The organism is Arthrobacter wenxiniae (assembly GCF_013376105.1).
GTDB classification, from domain to species: domain Bacteria; phylum Actinomycetota; class Actinomycetes; order Actinomycetales; family Micrococcaceae; genus Specibacter; species Specibacter wenxiniae.
The window spans coordinates 76,920-95,215 of sequence record NZ_JAAMFM010000010.1; the positions used below are offsets into that span (position 1 = coordinate 76,920).

The window sequence follows — 18,296 nt, forward strand, 5'->3', positions numbered from 1 at the left end:
GGGCGGGTGTTGCCGCCCGCCACCTACAAGCCCATCCGCTCAACCCAGAGGCGGGCCTCGTGGATTTCCGGCTCCGTGGGCAGGTTCTCCGCCTGCGTCCAGACCTTGTTGAAACCGTCCATGCCGGCGATGGCCACCACCTGGCGCACAAACCTGGCGCCGTCGCTATACTGGCGCATCTTGGCGTCGAGGCCCATGAGGTTGCGGATGAACTTTTCAATGACGCCGCGGTCCCGGCCGCGGCTGTTGAAGCGCTGGCGGATGGTGCGCACCGTCGGGACAATCGACTGGTCCACGCCGTCCATGACCACGTTGGCGTGCCCCTCCAGCAGGCTCATGACCGCCGTGACATGGGACAGCGCGGCCTTTTGCTCCGGGCTTTGGAGCAGGTCCAGGACGGCGCCGCGGCTGGGTGTGCCCGGCGCGTCCCCCTTCCTGCCGCCCAGCGACCTGACGGCCTGCAGGAGCCGTTCGCCGAGCTTGTCGGTGTCGCCCACCAGCAGCCCGCCCAGCTTTTCAATTTCGGCGAGCATGTGGTGGCGCAGCCATGGGGCCGCGGCGAACTGGACGCGGTGGGTTTGCTCGTGCAGGCAGACCCAGAGCCGGAAGTCGTCCGGGTCCACCTTGAGCTCGCGCTCCACGGTGAGGATGTTCGGCGCCACCAGCAGGAGGCGCCCGCCGCTGGCAGCCGGCCGCGCCGCGCCCTCGGACGCCTCCTGGGGCACGGCGGGTTCCTGGGGCACGGCCAGGGCGGCGAAGGGGTCGTACTGGCCCAGGACCTTGCTGGAGAGGAAGGCCAGGACCGCGCCCAGCTGCGCGCCGGTAACGGTGGCGCCCGCGGCGACGGCGTTCTTGCCGGCGGCTGCCTGCTTGGCGGCGAGCGCCGACATGATGGGGTCCATCATGACGGCAAAGCTCTGCGTGTTGGCCTTGGCCCAGGAGGCCCGGTCCACGACCAGGACCTCGGAGTCACGCAGGTCGCGGGCGGCTTCCAGCCGGCTGATCTCGTGGACGTGCGGGACCGACTTTTCCGCCATGAAGCGCAGGTTTTCCACGGTGCGGCCAATTTCGGCGCCGTTGAGCGAGGGGCCGGCCGGGGCCAGGTTCGCCGCCGTCCTGGCGGCCAGTTCCCAGTTGACCAGGCTTGCCGGGGCGGTGGGGGCGGGCGGCGAATTCGGGGTGTCCGGGGCGGGAGGGCTTGGCTGTGCGCTGCTGTGCGGGCTCATGTCCACCATGAGATCACACTTCCCGCCAGTCGGGGACTTGCGGTCAGCTGCCGGCGAGCGCCGCCGCGGCCGCGTCGATGGCGGGCATCGCGGAGGCCGGGCCGCCGGCGAGCTTGTTGCCCATGATGGAGAATGCCAGCAGCCGGCCATGGGCGTCCACCACGTAGCCGGACAGGGTGGACACCCTGTTAAGCGTCCCCGTCTTGGCGCGCACCAGGCCCGCGGCGTCCACCGTGTCGGGGTCGCCAAAGCGGCCGGCCAGGGTGCCCGTCAGCCCGGCAATGGGCAGCCCCTCCAGCACCTGGCCCGCGTCCGAGCCCGCGTGGCGCAGGAGGTGGGAGACCACCTGGACGAGCTGGTGGGCGCTGATGAGGTCGGCCCCGGAAAGCCCGCAGTTGTCCACGGTGACGGCGCCGTCCAGCGGCAGGCCCAGGCCTGCCAGGACGGCGCGCACGGCTGCCACTGACCCGGTGTTGCTCGCCGCCCTGCCCTCCTTCACCGCCACCAGCCGGCCCATGACCTCGGCAAGGTAGTTGTCAGATTCCGCCAGGAGGTACTGGACCTGCTGGGCAACCGTGGCGGAGCCGACCGTGGCGAACACGTGCGTTGGCGCCACCGGCGCGGCGGTCCTGGTGATGGCGCCGTCAACCTCGACGCCGGCGGCCTTCAGCGCGGCGGCAAAGGAGATGGCCACGGCCAGGGCGGAATCCTGCGGACGCGGGCCGGCGGCGTCGGCAGTGCCGGGGGAGGTGCGCCCGGCATACAGGGCCATGGGGTAGATCGGCGCGATCTCCCCGGCGTTGACGTCCCCTTCGTCCCAGTGCGGATTCAGGGCGGGCCCGGTGAACAGGTGGTCGTCGATGCGCAGCGCGACGGGTCCCTTGACGCCGCCGGCGGCCAGTGCCGCCGCGGTCTTGGTGGCAAGGGTTGCCAGCCCGGCGTGGCCCATGACGGCCGCGGGATCGCTGGTGCCTTCGGACAGCATGGCGTCACCTCCGGCCTTGAGCACCAAGATGTTCGGCGCGTCCCCGGCGACCACCGACGTTTCCAGGCGCGTCCCGGCCCCCAGCACCGTCAGGGCGGCCGTGGCGGTGAGCAGCTTGAGGTTGGAGGCGGGCGTGCGGGGGCTGTCGCCGTCGTTGGAGTACAGCACCTTGCCGCTCGCAACGTCCGTGACGTAGGCACTGAACTGGCCGGCGGAGCCGAGCGCCAGGGCGGAATCGAGGGCGGCGCCAAGCGTGGCGGGTGCGGGCAGGGGTGCCGAGGGGGACAGCGGGGCAATCCCCGAGAGGGTGGCCAGCGAAGTGGGTGCCAGCTGGGCGGCCGGGACGGCCGCCGGCGCGGTGTTGGCCCGGAGCAGGGCGGGGGCCAGGTGCATGCCGGCGGGAACCGTCACGGCGGCAAGCGCCACCAGGAGCAGGCCGCCAGTCAGAACTTGTGACGTGCGTCCCATATGCTGGCGGTTCCTTCATGGCTGAGTGGCCCGGCATTCACGGCGCGCAGGCAGGTCTTCCCCGCACTGGATGACGCGGGTGGGAGGAGGCAGGGTTTCGACCGGCATCATTTCGACCGGGCAAAATTTCGGCAGGGCAAAAAGCGCCTATATCCTCATACTAGAGGAAATTTTACGCGCTTCGGCCGCGTCCGGCCGCACCGCCCACCCGATGAGGAGCACCCCATGAAGCATGACGTCACCATCGAGATCCCGCGCGGCTCGCGCGTCAAGTACGAGGTTGACCACGAGACCGGGCGCGTCCGCCTGGACCGTGTCCTGTTCACGTCCATGCAGTACCCCACGCACTACGGCTTCTTTGACAACACCCTGGGCGAGGACGGCGACCCCCTGGATGCCCTGGTCCTGCTCCAGGATTACGACCTCCACCCCGGCGTGGTGGTGGATGCCCGCCCCATCGCCGTGTTCAACATGACGGACGAGTCCGGCGGCGACGCCAAGGTCCTGTGCGTGGTGGACGACAAGCGCTACGACCACATCCAGGAAATCTCCGACGTGGACGAGTTCCTGGTCAGGGAGATCGAGCACTTCTTCACCCGCTATAAGGACCTGGAGCCCGGCAAGTGGGTCAAGGCCGAGGGCTGGGCCGACCGCGCCGCTGCGGAGGCGGAGCTGGAAGCCTCCATCAAGCGGTACGAGGCCACCGGCCACTAGGAAGCTCGACGGCGGCACCCGGCGACTGAGCCTGTCGAAATCCAACCCCGGGTCTCGATGCGCCCGCAGGGCCCGCTGCCCGACCGCCGGGCGGGCGCGCTACAGCAGGCGGCGCAGGACGGCGGCGGCGCCGTCGTCGTACACCGAGGCCGTGACCTCGTTGGCGGCGGCCCGGACGGCGGCGTCGGCCTGTCCCATGGCCACGCCGAGGCCGGCCCAGCGGAGCATCTCGATGTCGTTGGAACCGTCGCCCACGGCCACGGTCCGGGCCGTGTCGATCCCCATGCCGGCGCGCAGCTTTTCCAGGGCGGTGGCCTTGGTGACTCCGGCGGCGGCAATGTCCAGCCAGGCGCTCCAGCCGACGGCGTAGGCGACGCCGTGCAGCCCGGCCGCGGCGATGGCGGCGGAAAATTCCTCCGTGCTGGCCTCCGCGCTGTTGACCACCACGCGCACCGCGCGGGCGTCCAGCAGGTGGTGGAAGTCCACGCCGCGGGCCTGGATCCCGAAGCTGGCGTCCTGGAAGCGGGAGGTGGAGAGGAAGTTGCCGTCGGCATCCTCCAGGGCGAACCGGGCACCTGGAATGATGTCGCGGAGCGTGGTCAGGGCGGCGCGGGGATTGAAGGTGACCCGTTCCACCACCTCGTAGCCGCGGTCGAGTGCGGGGTCCAGCCGGACGGTCACGCCGCCGTTGGAGCACACCCCGTAGCCGCGGACCATGCCGATCTGCTCCACCACGGGAAGCATGGCGCCGAGCGAGCGGCCCGTGGCGATCACGATTTCGTGGCCGGCGTCCACCACGGCCGCGGCCGCGTCCCGGACGGTGCCGGTCATGTTGCCGTCGTGGTCCACCAGGGTCCCGTCGACGTCAAGGGCAATCAGGTGGCGGTTGGGGTTTGCTGCAGGTGCCGAGACTGCGATTTCCTGGTCATCGATGCCAGGTGCGGCTGTATTTGCTGTCATGGTCATGCTTCCAGTGAACCAGACGGTCCTGTCAGGCACCTAGGAACGGGCCCGGATTGGCGGTGAACGCCGGGCGAACATTGAGCGGTCATTCCCGGCCTTCGCGCCCCGGCCTACAGGACAGGAAAGACCTCCATGCCGCCCAGGTACGGGCGCAGCGCCGCCGGAACCGTGACGGAGCCGTCCGCATTCTGGTGGTGCTCCAGGATGGCAACAATCCAGCGCGTCGTCGCCAAGGTCCCGTTCAGCGTCGCCACCGCCCGGGTTCCGCCCCTGGTGCCGTCGTCGTTCACCACACGCTCGCGGATGTTCAGGCGGCGGGCCTGGAAGGTGGTGCAGTTGGAGGTGGATGTCAGCTCGCGGTAGTTGTTCTGCGTGGGCACCCAGGCCTCGCAGTCGAACTTGCGGGCGGCGGACATGCCGAGGTCGCCGGCGGCCGTGTCGATGACGCGGTAGGGCAGCTCCACCTTGGCGAGCATTTCCTCTTCCCAGGCGAGCAGGCGCTGGTGTTCCTCCGCCGCCCTTTCCACCGTGGTGTAGACGAACATTTCCACCTTGTTGAACTGGTGGACGCGGATGATCCCGCGCGTGTCCTTGCCATGCGAGCCGGCCTCGCGGCGGTAGCAGGAGGACCAGCCGGCGTAGCGGACGGGCTCGCTGACGTCGATGATCTCATTGCCGTGGTAGCCGGCCAGGGCCACCTCGGAGGTGCCCACCAGGTAGAGGTCGTCCTCGGCCAGGCGGTAGATCTCGGCGTCGTGGGCCACGTCGAAGCCCGTGCCGGCCATGGTTTCGGGCAGCACCAGGGTGGGCGTGATCATCGGCACGAAGCCGGCGGCGATGGCCTGGTCCATGGCCATCTGCAGCAGCGCCATTTCCAGGCGTGCGCCAACACCCTTCAGGAAGTAAAAGCGCGATCCGGAGACCTTGGCGCCGCGCTCCATGTCGATCGCGCCGATCAGTTCGCCGATTTCCAGGTGGTCCCGGGGCTGAAAATCGGTGAATTCACGCGGCGTGCCCACCGTCTTGACCGTGATGAAGTCGTCCTCGCCGCCCTCCGGGACGCCGTCGGAAATGAGGTTGGGCAGGGCCCGCACCAGGGCGTCCGCCTCGGCGGCGGCGGCATCGGAAGCGGCGGAGGCGGCCTTGACCCGGGCAGCCAGGTCCTTGACCTCGGCCAGCAGTGCCTGCTTCTCCCCGCCCTTGGCCTGGGCAACTTTTTTGCCGTACAGGTTTTGCTCGGCCCGGAGCGCTTCATAGGAGCTGATTGCGGACTTGCGGGCCGCGTCGGCGGCGACGATGGAATCCACCACGGACGGCTCGGCTCCGCGGGCACTTTGGCTGGCGCGGTATTTGGCGGGATTTTCGCAGAGGTCTCTAACATCGATCACGGCCTAAGCCTATCCAATCAATACAACTCGAACGGCTAAGGTTAGAGAATCATGCCAACTGAAGTCCTCATCACCGTCATCGTGGCCGCCGTCCTGCTCGCCGCGGGTTTCAGCTGGCTGGGGGTCCGCAAGCTTGCGCAAAACCACACCCGGAGCGCCGCTGCCGAGTCCCCCCACAAGATCCATGCCGCCGCGCAGAAGGTTGCGTTCATCTACAACCCGACCAAGAACGGGGCGGCCGCCGCCAAGACCCTGCTCCTGCGCTCCACCACCCTGGCCGGCTGGCCGGAGCCCCTGTTCCTGGAAACCACTGCCGCGGATCCTGGCCACGCCATGGCGCGCCGGGCGCTGGCGGCCAAGTCCGACGTCGTCATTGTGGGCGGCGGGGACGGCACCGTGCGCGCCGTGGGCCAGGAGCTGCGGCACACGGAGGTTCCCCTTGCGGTGATCCCGCTGGGAACCGGAAACCTGCTCGCCCGCAACCTGGACCTCGACGTCAACGACATTGCCGCGAACGTGCAGATTGCCTTGTTCGGGCACCAGCGGCACATCGACGCCGGCCTCATGGAGATCGAGGACGAGGTTGCCGGATCCGTGTCCCGGCAGTCCTTCATGGTGATAGCCGGGCTGGGCATGGACGCCGAGGTCATGAACGACACCAACTCAAAGCTCAAGGAATCGGTGGGCTGGCTCGCGTACAGCGAGGCGGGGCTGCGGCACATGGCCGGGCGGCGGAAAAAGGTCAGCATTGCCCTGGACGACCAGCCGGCCCAGCAGCGCAAGGTCCGTTCGGTGCTGTTCGCCAACTGCGGGCTGCTGCCCGGCGGCATCGACTTCGTGCCGACGGCGCTCATTGACGACGGCGTGCTGGACGTGGTGGTCATCAGCCCGCGCAGTGCCATCGGGTGGCTGGCGATGATCGGCAAGATCGTGTTGCAGCACAGGAACCGCCTGCCGGTCATTGATTTCTACCGCTCAAAAAAGCTGGTCATCCGCACCGTCCTGCCGGTGGAGACGCAGGTGGACGGGGACCCCTCGGGGACCGCGACGGTGGTCAGGGTCAGCGTTGAGCACAAGGCCGTGCTGGTGCGCGTGGCTGCGCCGGACACTCCGGCGTAGGACGGGCACCGCCCGGCCGGCGCCCGCTAGTCGCTTTCCGGACGCAGCGGCGGCCCCCCGATCAGCCGGTCGTCCTTTTCCTGGCGCAACGACTGCTCCCGGATCAGGCGTTGTTCCTCGTCAAAGCGCAGCTCGTTGGCGTTGTCGCCCTCGTCCCCCACCGACGTATCGCGGCCTTCATCCTTGCCCGGGTTGACGATGGTGCCTTCCTGGCTGCTGTCCTTGGTTCTGTTCGAATCCATTGCTGGTCGCCCCTTCCGTGCTGCCTGAGAACGCTGGCGCCGCACCACCTGCCGCCGTGCGGATACCCAAATCATAGACGCGCACCGGGTTTGCCGAAAGGGCGCGGCAGCCGGGCCCCAGCCGGACCGGCCGGATCAGCCCAGCAGCGTGCCGACCCAGGCGGCCGCCTCGTCAAAGGCTGCGTCGGCATTGTGCTCCCGGATGAGCGGCGGCTGCTGGTCCGCCCGCGGGTACGAGCCCAAAAAGCGCATCTCCGGGCTGACCCGGTGCAGCCCGCGCAGGGCGTCGGCCACGCGGGCGTCGCGGATGTGGCCGTCCACGTCGACGCTGAAGATGTAGTGTCCCAGGAACTGGCCGGTGGGCCGGGACTCGATGCGGTTCAGGTTCACGCCGCGGCTGGCAAACTGCTCCAGGATTTCCATGAGCGCGCCGGGCCGGTCCTCGGGCAGGGGAATGGCCAGGGTGGTCTTGTCCGCACCCGTTGGTTCGGGCAGCTCCCCCGGCGGCCCGACCAGGACAAAGCGGGTCACGGCGCCAATGTTGTCCTCAATCCCGGCCGCCAGGACGGACAGGCCGGTCTGCTCCGCCACGAGGGGCGCGCAGACGGCCGCCTGGAAGGCGGCCCCTGCGCCAAGGAGCTGATGGGCGGCGGCCGCCGTCGAGTTGGCCGGGACGTGGACGGCGTCGGGCAGGTGGTCCTGGAACCAGTTCCGGGTCTGCGCCCAGGCGTGCGGGTGGGTTCCCACGTGCGTGACGTCCTGCAGGGAGACGTCGGCCGGCGCCACCAGGACAAAGCTGACGGGCACCACCACCTCATGCAGGATCCGCAGCTCCACGCCGTTGGAGATGGCGTCCAGGGTGGCCGGCACGCCGCCCTCGATGGAGTTTTCAATGGGCAGCATGGCCGCGCGGGCCCTCCCGGCCCGCACCCTGGCCAGTGCATCGGCGGCATTGGTGGACGGGACCCGCTCCGCGGATGCGGCGCCGGGCACCATCAGGAGGGCGGATTCGGTAAAGGTGCCTTCCGGGCCCAGGAAGGTATAGGGCAGGGCGGAGGTGCCGGTCGCCGTGTTCATGGGGTGCCTGTGTTCATGGGGTGCCTGTCAGCTTCGGGTGGGTGTCAGAGGACGCGCGGCGTTGCGCCGTTTTCGCTGGTCATGGGGCGGCCGGCCTCAAACCAGGCGCCCATGCCGCCCACCACGTTGAAGGCGGTGTACCCGTTTTCGGTCAGCCAGGTGGTGGCGCGGAAGGAGCGGCCGCCCGTGCGGCAGATGACGTTCACGTCCACGTCGGGGTCAAGGCTTTCCAGGCGTGCCGGCAGCTGGTCCAGCGGGATGTGCAGGGCGCCGTCAATGTGCCCGGCCTCCCACTCGTAGTCTTCGCGGACATCCAAAATCACGGCGTCCCCGGGCAGCTGCTCCACCGTGACGTTCATGATGTCTGACATGGTCTTTGCTCCTGGAAATAGGTGTGCGATGCCCTTAAGCTTAATGCCCGGGAGCAAGCGCCAATGTGACGTCCGATGTCATAAATGCAAAAATTGGCCAAATGAGCTTTTCTCAAATCCCGGCCCGCGAGGCCGAGCCCGCACTGGACCAACGCGACAAATCATTCTTCGGGCAGCCCAGGATGCTGCTCAACCTCTTCAGCGTGGAGCTGTGGGAACGGTTCTCCTTCTATGGCATGCAGGGCATCCTCGCCTACTACATGTACTACTCCGTCACCAAGGGCGGGCTGGGCATTGACGAGGGCACGGCGCTGGGCATCGTGGGCGCCTACGGCGGGGGCGTCTACCTCTCCACGATCCTCGGCGCCTGGGTGGCCGACCGCCTCCTCGGCTCCGAAAAGGTTCTCTTCGCCAGCGCCCTGATGATCATGGCCGGGCACCTGTCGCTCGCCTTGCTTCCAGGGGCAGCGGGCCTGGCCACGGGGCTGATCCTGATCGGCGTGGGCTCCGGCGGCTTGAAGGCGAACGCCACGTCGCTGGTGGGAACCCTCTACGCCAGGGACGACGGCCGCCGCGACGCCGGCTTCTCCATTTTCTACATGGGCATCAACATTGGCGGGCTGCTGGGCCCGCTGGTCACGGGCTGGCTGCAGGTCTCCTGGGGCTTCCACCTCGGCTTTGCCGCGGCGGCCGTGGGCATGGGGCTGGGACTGCTGCAGTACGGGGTGACCCGCAAGAACCTGCCGGCCTCGGCGCACAAGGTTCCCAACCCGCTGCCGACGGGGGACTACCGCAAGGTCGGCGCCCTGGCGGGCGCCGCCGTCGCGCTCATCGTTGCGGCCGTGGCGCTGAAGCTGATCACGGCTGAGAACCTCAAGTGGGTGATCGTGGCCGTGGTGGTCCTGGCCGCCGTGGCGTACTTCGCCGTGATCCTGGCAAACAAGACCCTGACCGGCACCGAACGCAGCCGCGTGTATTCCTTCATGCCGCTTTTCCTGGCCAGCGCGGTGTTCTGGTCGCTGTTCCAGCAGCAGTTCACGGTGGTGGCGCTGTACGCGGACAAGCGGCTGGACCGGACAGTGTTGGGCTGGGAGATGCCGCCGAGCTGGGTCACCTCGATCAATCCGGTGTTCATCATCATCTTTGCCGGCGTGTTCGCCGCGCTCTGGACCAGGTGGGGCGCCCGGCAGCCCGGCACGCCCGTGAAGTTCGCCGTCTCACTCATGGTGATGGGCGCGGCCTACCTGGCCTTCATCCCGTTCGCCGGCATGGCGGCGGTGCCGATGCTGGCGATGGTGTTCATCCTGCTGCTCTTCACGGTCGCGGAGCTCCTGCTCTCCCCCGTGGGCCTGTCGCTGGCCACGAAGCTGGCCCCGGCGGCGTTCCAGACGCAGATGGTGGCGCTCTTCTTCCTGTCCGTCTCGCTCGGCACGGCCATGTCCGGCGTCCTCGCCCAGTGGTACGACCCCTCCAACGAGTCGCCGTACTTCCTGGCCATCGGCCTGGTGGCGATCGGCTTTGGCGTGCTGCTCCTCCTGGCGCAAAAGCCTGTCAAGAGGCTCATGGCCGGGGTCCTGTAGGCGCCCCCGACGTACGACGGCGGCACCCGCCGTTCGCGTTTGCGTCGGGTGGGTGCCGCCGTGCGTTGGGGGACCGACGCCTGCGGGGGTTGGGCCTTCGAGAACAGCTACGACCAGGTGTCGCCGGTGCCGGTGGAGTAGGTGGTCAGGGACGCCGCAAGGTAGATGAAGAACGCATAAATGCCGACGTAGATCAGCAGCGCCAGGTAGTTGGTGACCAGGCCCGTGATGGAGAAGGGCCGGCCCTGCGGGCTTTCCCTGGACAGGCCGATGTGCCCCAGGACGATCCCCACAATCTGGGGAACGATGAACCAGCCGGCGATGAAAAGCGATGTCAGGCCGATGATCATGCTGGAGAGGCTCAGGCCGCGGGGTCCGCTCGTGGAGTCGACGTAGCCGGGGCCGCCCAGGTAGTTGGTGGGCGCCCCGTACTGTGGCTGCGGCGCGGGCTGCCCCGGGTAACCCGGCGGGGCCGGGTCCGGGGGCGTCCCGGCATGCGGCTGGTTCGACACGGCTGGCTCCTGCGCTCTGGTGGCCTCCGGGGAAGGGGCGGCCTGACTCATTCATTCCTGCCCTTCATCGTAGTCCAGCACCGTCCGCGGCCGCCGTGGGGCCGTACCGCGGCCGCACTGCAGGGGCGGGAAGGTGCCCCTTCGGCGTCCATACTGTGACAAACGGATGCGCGCAGGTGGTTCCCTCTGTCATGCTGGGACCATGGCTAGCCGCGCGGGCACAGTTGCCCTTCCCCAGGACCTCGTTGACCTCACGGCGTTGTTGGACGCCTACTATGACATTTCCCCGGACCTGGGCGATCCCGGGCAGCGCGTGGCCTTCGGCACCTCCGGGCACCGCGGTTCCTCGCTGAAGGCTTCCTTCAATGAGGGCCACATAGCCGCCATCACGCAGGCCATCGTCGAATACCGCGCCGGGCAGGGCATCACGGGCCCGCTGTTCATCGGCAAGGACACGCACGCACTCAGCGAACCGGCGCAGAACACGGCCCTGGAGGTCCTGGCCGGCAACGGCGTGCAGGTCCTCATCGACGCCCGCCACGGCTTCACGCCCACGCCGGCCGTGTCCCACGCCATCCTCAGCTACAACTCCGGCCGCACCGACGCGATCGGCGACGGCATCGTGGTGACGCCTTCCCACAACCCGCCCGGCGACGGCGGGTTCAAGTACAACCCCCCGCACGGCGGGCCGGCCGACTCGGACGCGACAGGCTGGATCGCCAACCGGGCGAACCAGCTCCTGGAGGACGGCCTGCGGGGCGTCCGGCGCGTGCCGCTGGCCGACGCCCTCGGCGCCGCCACCACCGGCAAGTTCGACTTCCTCTCCGGCTATGTTGACGACCTTCCCTCCGTCCTCGACCTCGACGCGATCCGCAGCGCGGGGGTGCGCATCGGCGCCGACCCCATGGGCGGGGCGTCCGTGGACTACTGGGGCGAGATCGGCGAGCGCCACCACCTTGACCTGACGGTGGTCAACCCCACCGTGGACCCGCAGTGGGCGTTCATGACGCTCGACTGGGACGAGAAGATCCGCATGGACTGCTCCTCCCCCTTCGTCATGGCGTCGCTCATCAACAAGCTTCAGTCGGGCGCCCCGTATGACGTGGCCACCGGGAACGACGCCGACGCCGACCGGCACGGCATCGTCACCCCGGACGCGGGGCTCATGAACCCGAACCACTACCTGGCCGTGGCCATCCAGTACCTCTACACGCACCGCCCTCTGTGGCCAGCCACCGCAGGGGTCGGCAAGACCCTGGTTTCCTCCTCCATCATCGACCGGGTGGCCGCCGACCTCGGCCGCCAGCTCGTGGAGGTGCCCGTCGGCTTCAAGTGGTTTGTGCCCGGCCTGCTTTCCGGCGAGGGCGTGTTTGGCGGCGAGGAATCCGCGGGCGCCTCCTTCGTCAAGAAGGACGGCTCGGTCTGGACCACCGACAAGGACGGCATCCTGCTGGCGCTGCTCGCCTCGGAAATCACGGCTGTCACCGGCAAGTCGCCCTCGGCGCACTACGGCGAGCTGACTGCCCGCTTCGGGGCGCCGTCGTACGCGCGCATCGACGCGGCCGCCACCCGGGAGCAAAAGGCCGCGTTGGGCCAACTGTCCGCCGCCGACGTCACCGCCACCACCTTGGGCGGCGAGGACATCACGGCCAAACTGACCGAGGCTCCCGGCAATGGCGCGGCCATCGGCGGGCTGAAGGTGACCACGGAGAACGCCTGGTTCGCCGCCCGCCCCTCCGGCACCGAGGACGTCTATAAGATCTACGCCGAGTCCTTCAAGGGCCCCGAGCACCTGGCCCAGGTCCAGGCCGAGGCCAAGGCCCTCGTGGACGGCGTCATCTCGTAACCCTGCCGCCGAAGGATTCCGCCGGCGACGGAACAGATCCGGTCCGGCCATCCCGACGGAACCGCGTCAGTGGTGGGCGCCGGGCTCGTGTTCGGCGTGCCCCACGGACTCCAGCTGGAACGTGGAGTGCTCAATGCTGACGTCAAAATGGCCGGCGACGCAGTGCTGGAGGGCGTCGAGCATCATGGCCGCGTGGCCGTCGTGGAAGCATTCCTGGTCCACCACCACGTGCGCCGACAGCACCGGCAGGCCCGTGGCAATCTGGCTGGCATGCAGGTCGTGGACCTCGCGGACGTGATCCAGGCCCAGGATATGTTCGCGCACCTTGTCCAGGTCCAGCCCGGCCGGGGTCGACTCGAGCAGGACGCCGATGGTTTCCAGCAGCAGCTTCACGGTGCGCGGCAGGATCAGCACGCCGATGAGCATGGCGACAACGGCGTCGGCCTGCATCCAGCCGGTGGCGGAGATGACGATCGCGGCAACGATGACCGCCAGGGACCCGAGGGCGTCGTTGGCCACCTCGAGGAAGGCGGCGCGCATGTTGAAGTTCCTGCTGCGCCCGCCCATCAGCACGAAGAGCGAGGCCACATTGCCGGCCAGGCCGATGGCGCCGAACACCAGCATCTCCCGCGAGGCGATCTCTGCCGGGTGGAACAGCCGCTGGATGCCTTCCACCAGCACCACCAGGCCGACGGCTAGGAGCACGGCGGCCTGCGCTGTTGCCGCCAGCACCTCCGCGCGGGCAAAGCCCCAGGTGCGCCGGTTCGTGGACGGCCGGGCCATCAGGCGCGCTGCCAGCAGGGCCATGGCCAGTCCGCCGGCGTCGGTGAGCACGTGGGCGGAGTCGAAGAGCAGGGCCAGCGAGCCGGTCAGAAGCGAGCCGATGACCTGGAAGACAAAGACGGCCAGGGTCACGCACAGGGCAGCGGTGATCCGGCCCTGGTGGGTCTCCCCCGGGGCGCCCCCGTGGCCGTGTCCGTGCGAATGGTCGTGTCCTGACATGCCCCAATAGTACATCGACTAATGAATCCATCCAAAGGTGTACCATATTGAGAATGAAGCCCATTAGCAGCGCCGCGGTCCTGGCCAGGTTCGGCTACGCCATTTCCGATCCCACCAGGGCGCGGATCCTGATGGAGCTGGCCCATGCGCCCACCTACCCGGCGGCACTGGCGGACAAGCTGGAGGTCTCGCGCCAAAGCATCTCCAACCACCTCTCCTGCCTGCGGGACTGCGGCCTGGCCGTGGCCGTCCAGGAGGGCCGCCGGTCCCGCTACGAACTCGCGCACCCGGCGCTCGCCCACGCACTCAACGACCTCCTCGGCGTCGTGCTTGAGGCCAGCGAGGGACACCTGCCCCACCCCTGATCCCGGCGCCAATCCTCCGGCCCAGTCAGGGTGCGGTTCAGCCGCGGCCGCCCGGGCAGTTATTCTTGTTCGTGGCCGCGTACCTCATCCGCGCCCACATCACACGCTGCACACACGCATTGGGAAGGCACTGCCATGGGCCTGCTGGGCACCAAATGGACCATCCACGGCGACGGAAAAGCCATCAAGCCCGGCCAGGTGGTGGGGCCGCAGGAGCGGCTGGCGTGGCCGCTCACCATCGGGATCGGCCTCCAGCACGTGGTGGCGATGTTCGGCGCCACGTTCCTGGTGCCCATCCTCACCGGGATGCCGCCGGCCACCACGCTGTTCTTTTCCGGCATCGGCACGCTGCTCTTCCTGCTGCTCACCCGCGGCCGCGTCCCCAGCTACCTGGGCTCCAGCTTTGCGTTCATCGCCCCCATCATGGCGTCGCAAAAGGAGTTCGGCGTGGGAGGCGCGCTGGGCGGGGTGGTGATGGCCGGCGTCGTGCTGGCAATCATCGGGACGCTGGTGCAAAGGTTTGGCGCCGCGTGGATCAACCGGCTCATGCCCGCACCCGTGACAGGCACCATCGTGGCGCTGATCGGGCTGAACCTGGCCCCTTCCGCCAAGGAAAACTTCCTCAAGGCCCCCCTCACAGCGCTCGTCACGCTGCTGGTCATCATCCTGGTCAGCGTGCTGTTCCGCGGCATCCTGGGCCGGCTGTCCATCCTGGTGGGCGTCGTGGCCGGCTACGTCGTGGCCGTGCTGCGCGGCGAGGTGGACTTTTCCAGGATCCACGACGCCGGTTGGATCGGGCTGCCGTTCTTCCAGACGCCCACTTTCCACGTCGGCGTGGTCGGGCTGTTCGTGCCGGTGGTGCTGGTGCTCGTGGCGGAGAACATCGGGCACGTGAAGTCCGTGGCGCTCATGACCGGCGAGGACCTTGACCCCTACGCAGGGCGCGCCATCGTGGCCGACGGCATCGCCACCACCCTCGCCGGCCTGGGCGGCGGTTCGGGCACCACCACCTACGCGGAAAACATCGGCGTCATGGCGGCCACGAAGGTGTACTCCACCGCCGCCTACTACGTGGCGGCCTGCACGGCCCTGTTGCTGAGCTTCTTCCCGAAGTTCGGCGCCCTGATCGCCACCGTGCCCGCAGGCGTGCTGGGCGGCGCCGCGACCCTCCTGTACGGCATGATCGGCGTGCTGGGCGTGCGCATCTGGGTGCAGAACAAGGTGGATTTCTCCAACACGATCAACCTGACCACGGCCGCCGTGGCGCTCATAGTGGGCGTGGCGGACTACACATGGGCCGCGGGCACCCTGCAGTTCGCCGGCATCGCGCTGGGCACGGCCGCGGCCCTGGTGGTCTACCACGGCATGCATGCCCTGGCGAAGTGGCGCGGCACGGCGGCGGACCCGCTGGAGCCCGAGAAGGAACCCGCCGCGCACTGACCGTTCGTTGAGGTTGGAGATAATCTCCGACCACGGTTGGTGGTTATCTCCAACCTCAACGGGATTCTCAGATGCCGTTGAGCGCTTCCGACGTTGCCCGGGCGGTGTGCCGCGCGGCGTCGGCCAGCGCGGCCTCGGGCGAGCCCGCCACGTCGGTGGCGCTGACGGCCGCCACCACGCCGTGCGCGGCCAGCTCCTGCGGCGTCACCTCGATCCGCCCGGCCACCACGACGACGGGGATCCCCCGCGCGTGGGCGGCGTCGGCCACGCCGATGGGCGCCTTCCCCGACAGCGACTGCGCATCCATGGAGCCTTCGCCGGTGATGACCAGGTCCGCGTCCCCGAGGGCCGCGTCGAGGCCCACCAGCTCCGCGACCAGGTCAAAGCCGCGTTCGATCGACGCGTTGGCGTAGGCCACAAACAGCGACGGGAAGCCGCCCGCCGCCCCCGCTCCGGGAATGTCGATGTCCACGCCGGTGCTTTCGCGGACCAGCGACGCAAGATGGCGCAGGCCGGCGTCGAGCTTCTCCACGGCATCCTCGTCGGCACCCTTTTGGGGGCCGAAGACGTGGGCGGCGCCGGTGTAGCCGTAGAGGGGGTTGTCGACGTCCACGGCCATGCGGATCCTGGCCGCGGCCAGGCGCGGGTCCAGGCCGGAGGCGTCGACGGCGGCCACGTCCAGCAGCGACCCCCCGCCCAGGGGAACCAGGTTGCCGTGGGCGTCCAGCAGCTTCAGGCCCAGCGCGCGCAGGGCGCCGGACCCGGCGTCGGTCATGGCGGAGCCGCCCAGCCCGATGATGATTTCGGTGGCGCCGGCCTCCAGGGCGGCTGCGATGAGCTGCCCGGAACCGTACGAGTGGGCGCGCAGGGCGTTCTCCACGGTGGGTTCCGAGAGCAGGTAGCCGCTGGCCTGGGCGGTTTCGATGACGGCCACGTGGGTGTCCGGGTGGATGGCCCAGGCAGCGCCGACGGGCTTGACGATGGGCCCCACCACGGGGTTGATGTGCTCGGCGAACCCGGCCGCGACGGCGGCTTCGAGGGTGCCTTCGCCCCCGTCCGCCACGGGAAGCGTCGTCACCACGGCCTCGGGGTAGACACGGAGAGCGCCTTCGCTCATGGCGGCGGCCGCTTCGACGCCGGTCAGGGTGCCCTTGAACTTGTCAGGTGCAATCAGGATTCGCATGGGTCCATCCTGCCAGCCCCGTGGGCATGTTACGCAGTCGGGGCGGGTGCCCCGGCCGGCGGCGGGGCCGGATTCCCCGCGGCGGGCCAGTAGCCGCGCTCCCGCATGACGCCTGCCAGGACGTCCCCCCGGTCCGTCATGATGCCGTCCACGCCCAGGTCGAAGAGCCGGTGCATCTGCGCGGGGTCGTTGATGGTCCAAACATGCACCTTCAGCCCGAGCCGGTGCGCCTTCGCCACGGACCGCCGCGTCACCAATTCCCTCGCCTTGTAGCGGGGCGGGACCTGCAGCACGTCCACATTGCGCACCAGGGCCCGCAGCACGGGTGCGGGCATCCACCCCTGCAGCGCAAAGTAGGCCGCCAGCAACTTCTTGCCCGGGGAAGAGGCCACCGGCCGGCCGAGCCGCCGCAGCACGTCGCGCCGCCGCCTGCCCGAGAACGACGCGACGCAGACGCGGTCATGCAGGGCGAATTCCTCAATGAGCGCGGCGAGGTTGGACGCGGACCGGGAGTCCTTGACGTCAATGTTGAAGTTGGCGCCCGGCAGCGCCTCAAAGAGTTCGCGGAGCGTGCTGATGGGCTCCAGCCCGCCAACGCGGGCCTGCCGGACCACGGCGTACGGCAGTTCCGCGATGGTCCCGCGCCCGTCGGTGACGCGCTCCAGGGTGGGGTCGTGGAAGACCAGGGTGACGCCGTCGCTGGTGGTGTTGATGTCGGTTTCCAGGTACTGGTAGCCGAGCCCCAGCGCGGCGCGGAACGCGGGAATCGTGTTTTCCAGGCCCTCGGGGGAATAGCCGCGGTGGGCGATGGCCAGCGGGACGGGCGAGTCCAGGTAGGGCCTGCTGGTTGTCACGTCCGCCCCCTACGTCCGGTGCAGGGCGGCCAGGCGCGCCTCGATGACCCTGGCCACGCCGTCGTCCTCGAAACGCGGGGCCTGCAGTGCGGTCGCAGCGAGCGCGCCCGGGTGGCCGCTGGCCATGGCGTAGCCGGCGCCGGCCCAGCCAAGCATCTCAATGTCGTTGGGCATGTCGCCAAACGCCACCACGTCCGCGGCGTCTATGTCCTTGGACGCGGCGTATTCGGCGAGCGTGACGGCTTTGTTGACGCCCAGCGGTCCCATTTCCAGCAGGGCCATCTCGGGTGCGGAGTGGGTCACGGCAATCAGCTTGGCCACTCGGGGGCGGACCAGGTCCAGGAATTCATCAGCCGAGCCGGAATGGAGGACCGAGAGCATCTTGATGATGCCGCCGTCCGCCATGGCCGGGGTCAGGGCCTCCGGGATGACGGCCTGGAGGCTGGGCGGGCGGTCCCTGGGGAGGAAGCCCGGTTCCACGTGGAAACCGTCCAGGCTTTCCAGGGCGAAATAGGGTTCCCGGGCGAGCCCGGCGATGATGCCGCGGACCTCCTCCACGGTCTCCCAGCCCATCAGGTGCGAGGCTGTGACCGACTCGCTCTCCAGGCTGTAGGTGACGGCGCCGTTGGAACAGATCACGGTGCCGGTGTGGCCGATCTGGTCCCGGATGGGGTCCAGCCAGCGCGGCGGGCGGCCGGTCACAAAAACGATGTCGATCCCGGCGTCGGCGGCATCCCGGAAGGCGGCCACGGTGCGGGCGCTGATCCGTCCGTCATGGCCGAGGATGGTCCCGTCAATGTCACTGGCAATTAGGCGCATACCCAAGGCTATCCAACTTTCGCGGAGCTGTTATGCGCCGCCGGCGCGGCGGCAGCGGCGCACGACACTGCCCAGCGCCGGCGTCCGGACGACCGGCCAAGGTCCGTGATTGAACCCGAGGGCGGGGCATTCCCGCAGGCCG

Annotated in this window: 18 protein-coding genes; 6 read left to right on the top strand and 12 right to left on the bottom strand. The window is 69.1% G+C overall.

Features of this window, described 5'->3' with window-relative positions; all coding sequences use genetic code 11:
• Nucleotides 1-23 precede the first annotated feature (23 nt).
• Nucleotides 24-1,226 carry a zinc-dependent metalloprotease gene (locus tag G6034_RS08900; RefSeq protein WP_176634746.1) on the bottom strand — a complete coding sequence of 401 codons (1,203 nt, stop codon included), beginning with the start codon at nucleotides 1,224-1,226 and terminating at the stop codon, nucleotides 24-26.
• 43 nt (nucleotides 1,227-1,269) lie between these two features.
• Nucleotides 1,270-2,679 (bottom strand): D-alanyl-D-alanine carboxypeptidase/D-alanyl-D-alanine endopeptidase, encoded by a 1,410-nt coding sequence (gene dacB / locus G6034_RS08905; protein ID WP_176634747.1) that lies wholly within the window; start codon nucleotides 2,677-2,679, stop codon nucleotides 1,270-1,272.
• 225 nt (nucleotides 2,680-2,904) lie between these two features.
• On the opposite strand from dacB, the gene G6034_RS08910 reads away from it, so the two are divergent.
• Nucleotides 2,905-3,393 carry an inorganic diphosphatase gene (locus tag G6034_RS08910; RefSeq protein ID WP_176634748.1) on the top strand — a complete coding sequence of 163 codons (489 nt, stop codon included), beginning with the start codon at nucleotides 2,905-2,907 and terminating at the stop codon, nucleotides 3,391-3,393.
• Nucleotides 3,394-3,492: 99 nt separating this feature from the next.
• On the opposite strand, the gene G6034_RS08915 is transcribed toward G6034_RS08910, so the two are convergent.
• Both G6034_RS08915 and serS read right to left on the bottom strand, forming a co-directional pair.
• Nucleotides 3,493-4,359, bottom strand: coding sequence for an HAD family hydrolase (locus G6034_RS08915; RefSeq protein ID WP_176634749.1), 867 nt, complete (start codon nucleotides 4,357-4,359; stop codon nucleotides 3,493-3,495).
• A 107-nt stretch (nucleotides 4,360-4,466) separates the two neighbouring features.
• Nucleotides 4,467-5,744 (bottom strand): serine--tRNA ligase, encoded by a 1,278-nt coding sequence (gene serS / locus G6034_RS08920; protein ID WP_176634750.1) that lies wholly within the window; start codon nucleotides 5,742-5,744, stop codon nucleotides 4,467-4,469.
• A 51-nt stretch (nucleotides 5,745-5,795) separates the two neighbouring features.
• Between serS and G6034_RS08925 the strand changes: the two genes are divergently transcribed.
• Nucleotides 5,796-6,863: a diacylglycerol/lipid kinase family protein gene (locus tag G6034_RS08925; protein ID WP_176634751.1), complete on the top strand. Its 1,068-nt coding sequence runs from the start codon at nucleotides 5,796-5,798 to the stop codon at nucleotides 6,861-6,863.
• A 26-nt stretch (nucleotides 6,864-6,889) separates the two neighbouring features.
• Here the strand turns inward: G6034_RS08925 and G6034_RS08930 are convergent, their stop codons facing one another.
• The 3 genes from G6034_RS08930 to G6034_RS08940 form a co-directional block, all read right to left on the bottom strand.
• Nucleotides 6,890-7,105 (bottom strand): hypothetical protein, encoded by a 216-nt coding sequence (locus tag G6034_RS08930; RefSeq protein WP_176634752.1) that lies wholly within the window; start codon nucleotides 7,103-7,105, stop codon nucleotides 6,890-6,892.
• Nucleotides 7,106-7,240: 135 nt separating this feature from the next.
• Nucleotides 7,241-8,182 carry a prephenate dehydratase gene (gene pheA, locus G6034_RS08935; RefSeq protein ID WP_176634753.1) on the bottom strand — a complete coding sequence of 314 codons (942 nt, stop codon included), beginning with the start codon at nucleotides 8,180-8,182 and terminating at the stop codon, nucleotides 7,241-7,243.
• A gap of 44 nt (nucleotides 8,183-8,226) precedes the next feature.
• Complete coding sequence (locus G6034_RS08940; RefSeq protein WP_176634754.1) at nucleotides 8,227-8,553, bottom strand: rhodanese-like domain-containing protein; 327 nt, start codon at nucleotides 8,551-8,553, stop codon at nucleotides 8,227-8,229.
• Between the two features lie 101 nt (nucleotides 8,554-8,654).
• On the opposite strand from G6034_RS08940, the gene G6034_RS08945 reads away from it, so the two are divergent.
• Complete coding sequence (locus G6034_RS08945) at nucleotides 8,655-10,133, top strand: peptide MFS transporter (RefSeq protein ID WP_176634755.1); 1,479 nt, start codon at nucleotides 8,655-8,657, stop codon at nucleotides 10,131-10,133.
• A 107-nt stretch (nucleotides 10,134-10,240) separates the two neighbouring features.
• Here G6034_RS08945 and G6034_RS08950 read toward each other — a convergent pair whose 3' ends face one another.
• The gene (locus tag G6034_RS08950; RefSeq protein ID WP_176634756.1) at nucleotides 10,241-10,645 is read right to left on the bottom strand and encodes a DUF4190 domain-containing protein; all 405 of its coding nucleotides are present in this window, start codon (nucleotides 10,643-10,645) and stop codon (nucleotides 10,241-10,243) included.
• A gap of 202 nt (nucleotides 10,646-10,847) precedes the next feature.
• On the opposite strand from G6034_RS08950, the gene pgm reads away from it, so the two are divergent.
• Entirely contained in the window at nucleotides 10,848-12,491 is a 1,644-nt protein-coding gene (pgm, locus tag G6034_RS08955; protein ID WP_176634757.1) for a phosphoglucomutase (alpha-D-glucose-1,6-bisphosphate-dependent), read from the top strand.
• Between the two features lie 66 nt (nucleotides 12,492-12,557).
• On the opposite strand, the gene G6034_RS08960 is transcribed toward pgm, so the two are convergent.
• Nucleotides 12,558-13,493 carry a cation diffusion facilitator family transporter gene (locus G6034_RS08960; RefSeq protein WP_176634758.1) on the bottom strand — a complete coding sequence of 312 codons (936 nt, stop codon included), beginning with the start codon at nucleotides 13,491-13,493 and terminating at the stop codon, nucleotides 12,558-12,560.
• A 53-nt stretch (nucleotides 13,494-13,546) separates the two neighbouring features.
• Here G6034_RS08960 and G6034_RS08965 point away from each other — a divergent pair, with 53 nt between their 5' ends.
• A complete protein-coding gene (locus G6034_RS08965; RefSeq protein WP_176634759.1) occupies nucleotides 13,547-13,858 on the top strand; it encodes an ArsR/SmtB family transcription factor in 312 nt (103 codons plus the stop codon).
• 135 nt (nucleotides 13,859-13,993) lie between these two features.
• Nucleotides 13,994-15,298 carry a uracil-xanthine permease family protein gene (locus G6034_RS08970; protein WP_176634760.1) on the top strand — a complete coding sequence of 435 codons (1,305 nt, stop codon included), beginning with the start codon at nucleotides 13,994-13,996 and terminating at the stop codon, nucleotides 15,296-15,298.
• Nucleotides 15,299-15,365: 67 nt separating this feature from the next.
• Here G6034_RS08970 and G6034_RS08975 read toward each other — a convergent pair whose 3' ends face one another.
• From G6034_RS08975 to G6034_RS08985, 3 genes are read right to left on the bottom strand one after another with little or no spacing between them, the layout of a single operon-like run.
• Nucleotides 15,366-16,481: a glycerate kinase gene (locus tag G6034_RS08975; RefSeq protein ID WP_176634761.1), complete on the bottom strand. Its 1,116-nt coding sequence runs from the start codon at nucleotides 16,479-16,481 to the stop codon at nucleotides 15,366-15,368.
• Nucleotides 16,482-16,510: 29 nt separating this feature from the next.
• On the bottom strand, nucleotides 16,511-17,335 hold the full coding sequence (locus G6034_RS08980) for a glycerophosphodiester phosphodiesterase family protein (protein ID WP_343037999.1): 825 nt from the start codon (nucleotides 17,333-17,335) through the stop codon (nucleotides 16,511-16,513).
• Between the two features lie 9 nt (nucleotides 17,336-17,344).
• The gene (locus G6034_RS08985; protein ID WP_176634762.1) at nucleotides 17,345-18,154 is read right to left on the bottom strand and encodes an HAD family hydrolase; all 810 of its coding nucleotides are present in this window, start codon (nucleotides 18,152-18,154) and stop codon (nucleotides 17,345-17,347) included.
• Between the last annotated feature and the right edge of the window lie 142 nt (nucleotides 18,155-18,296).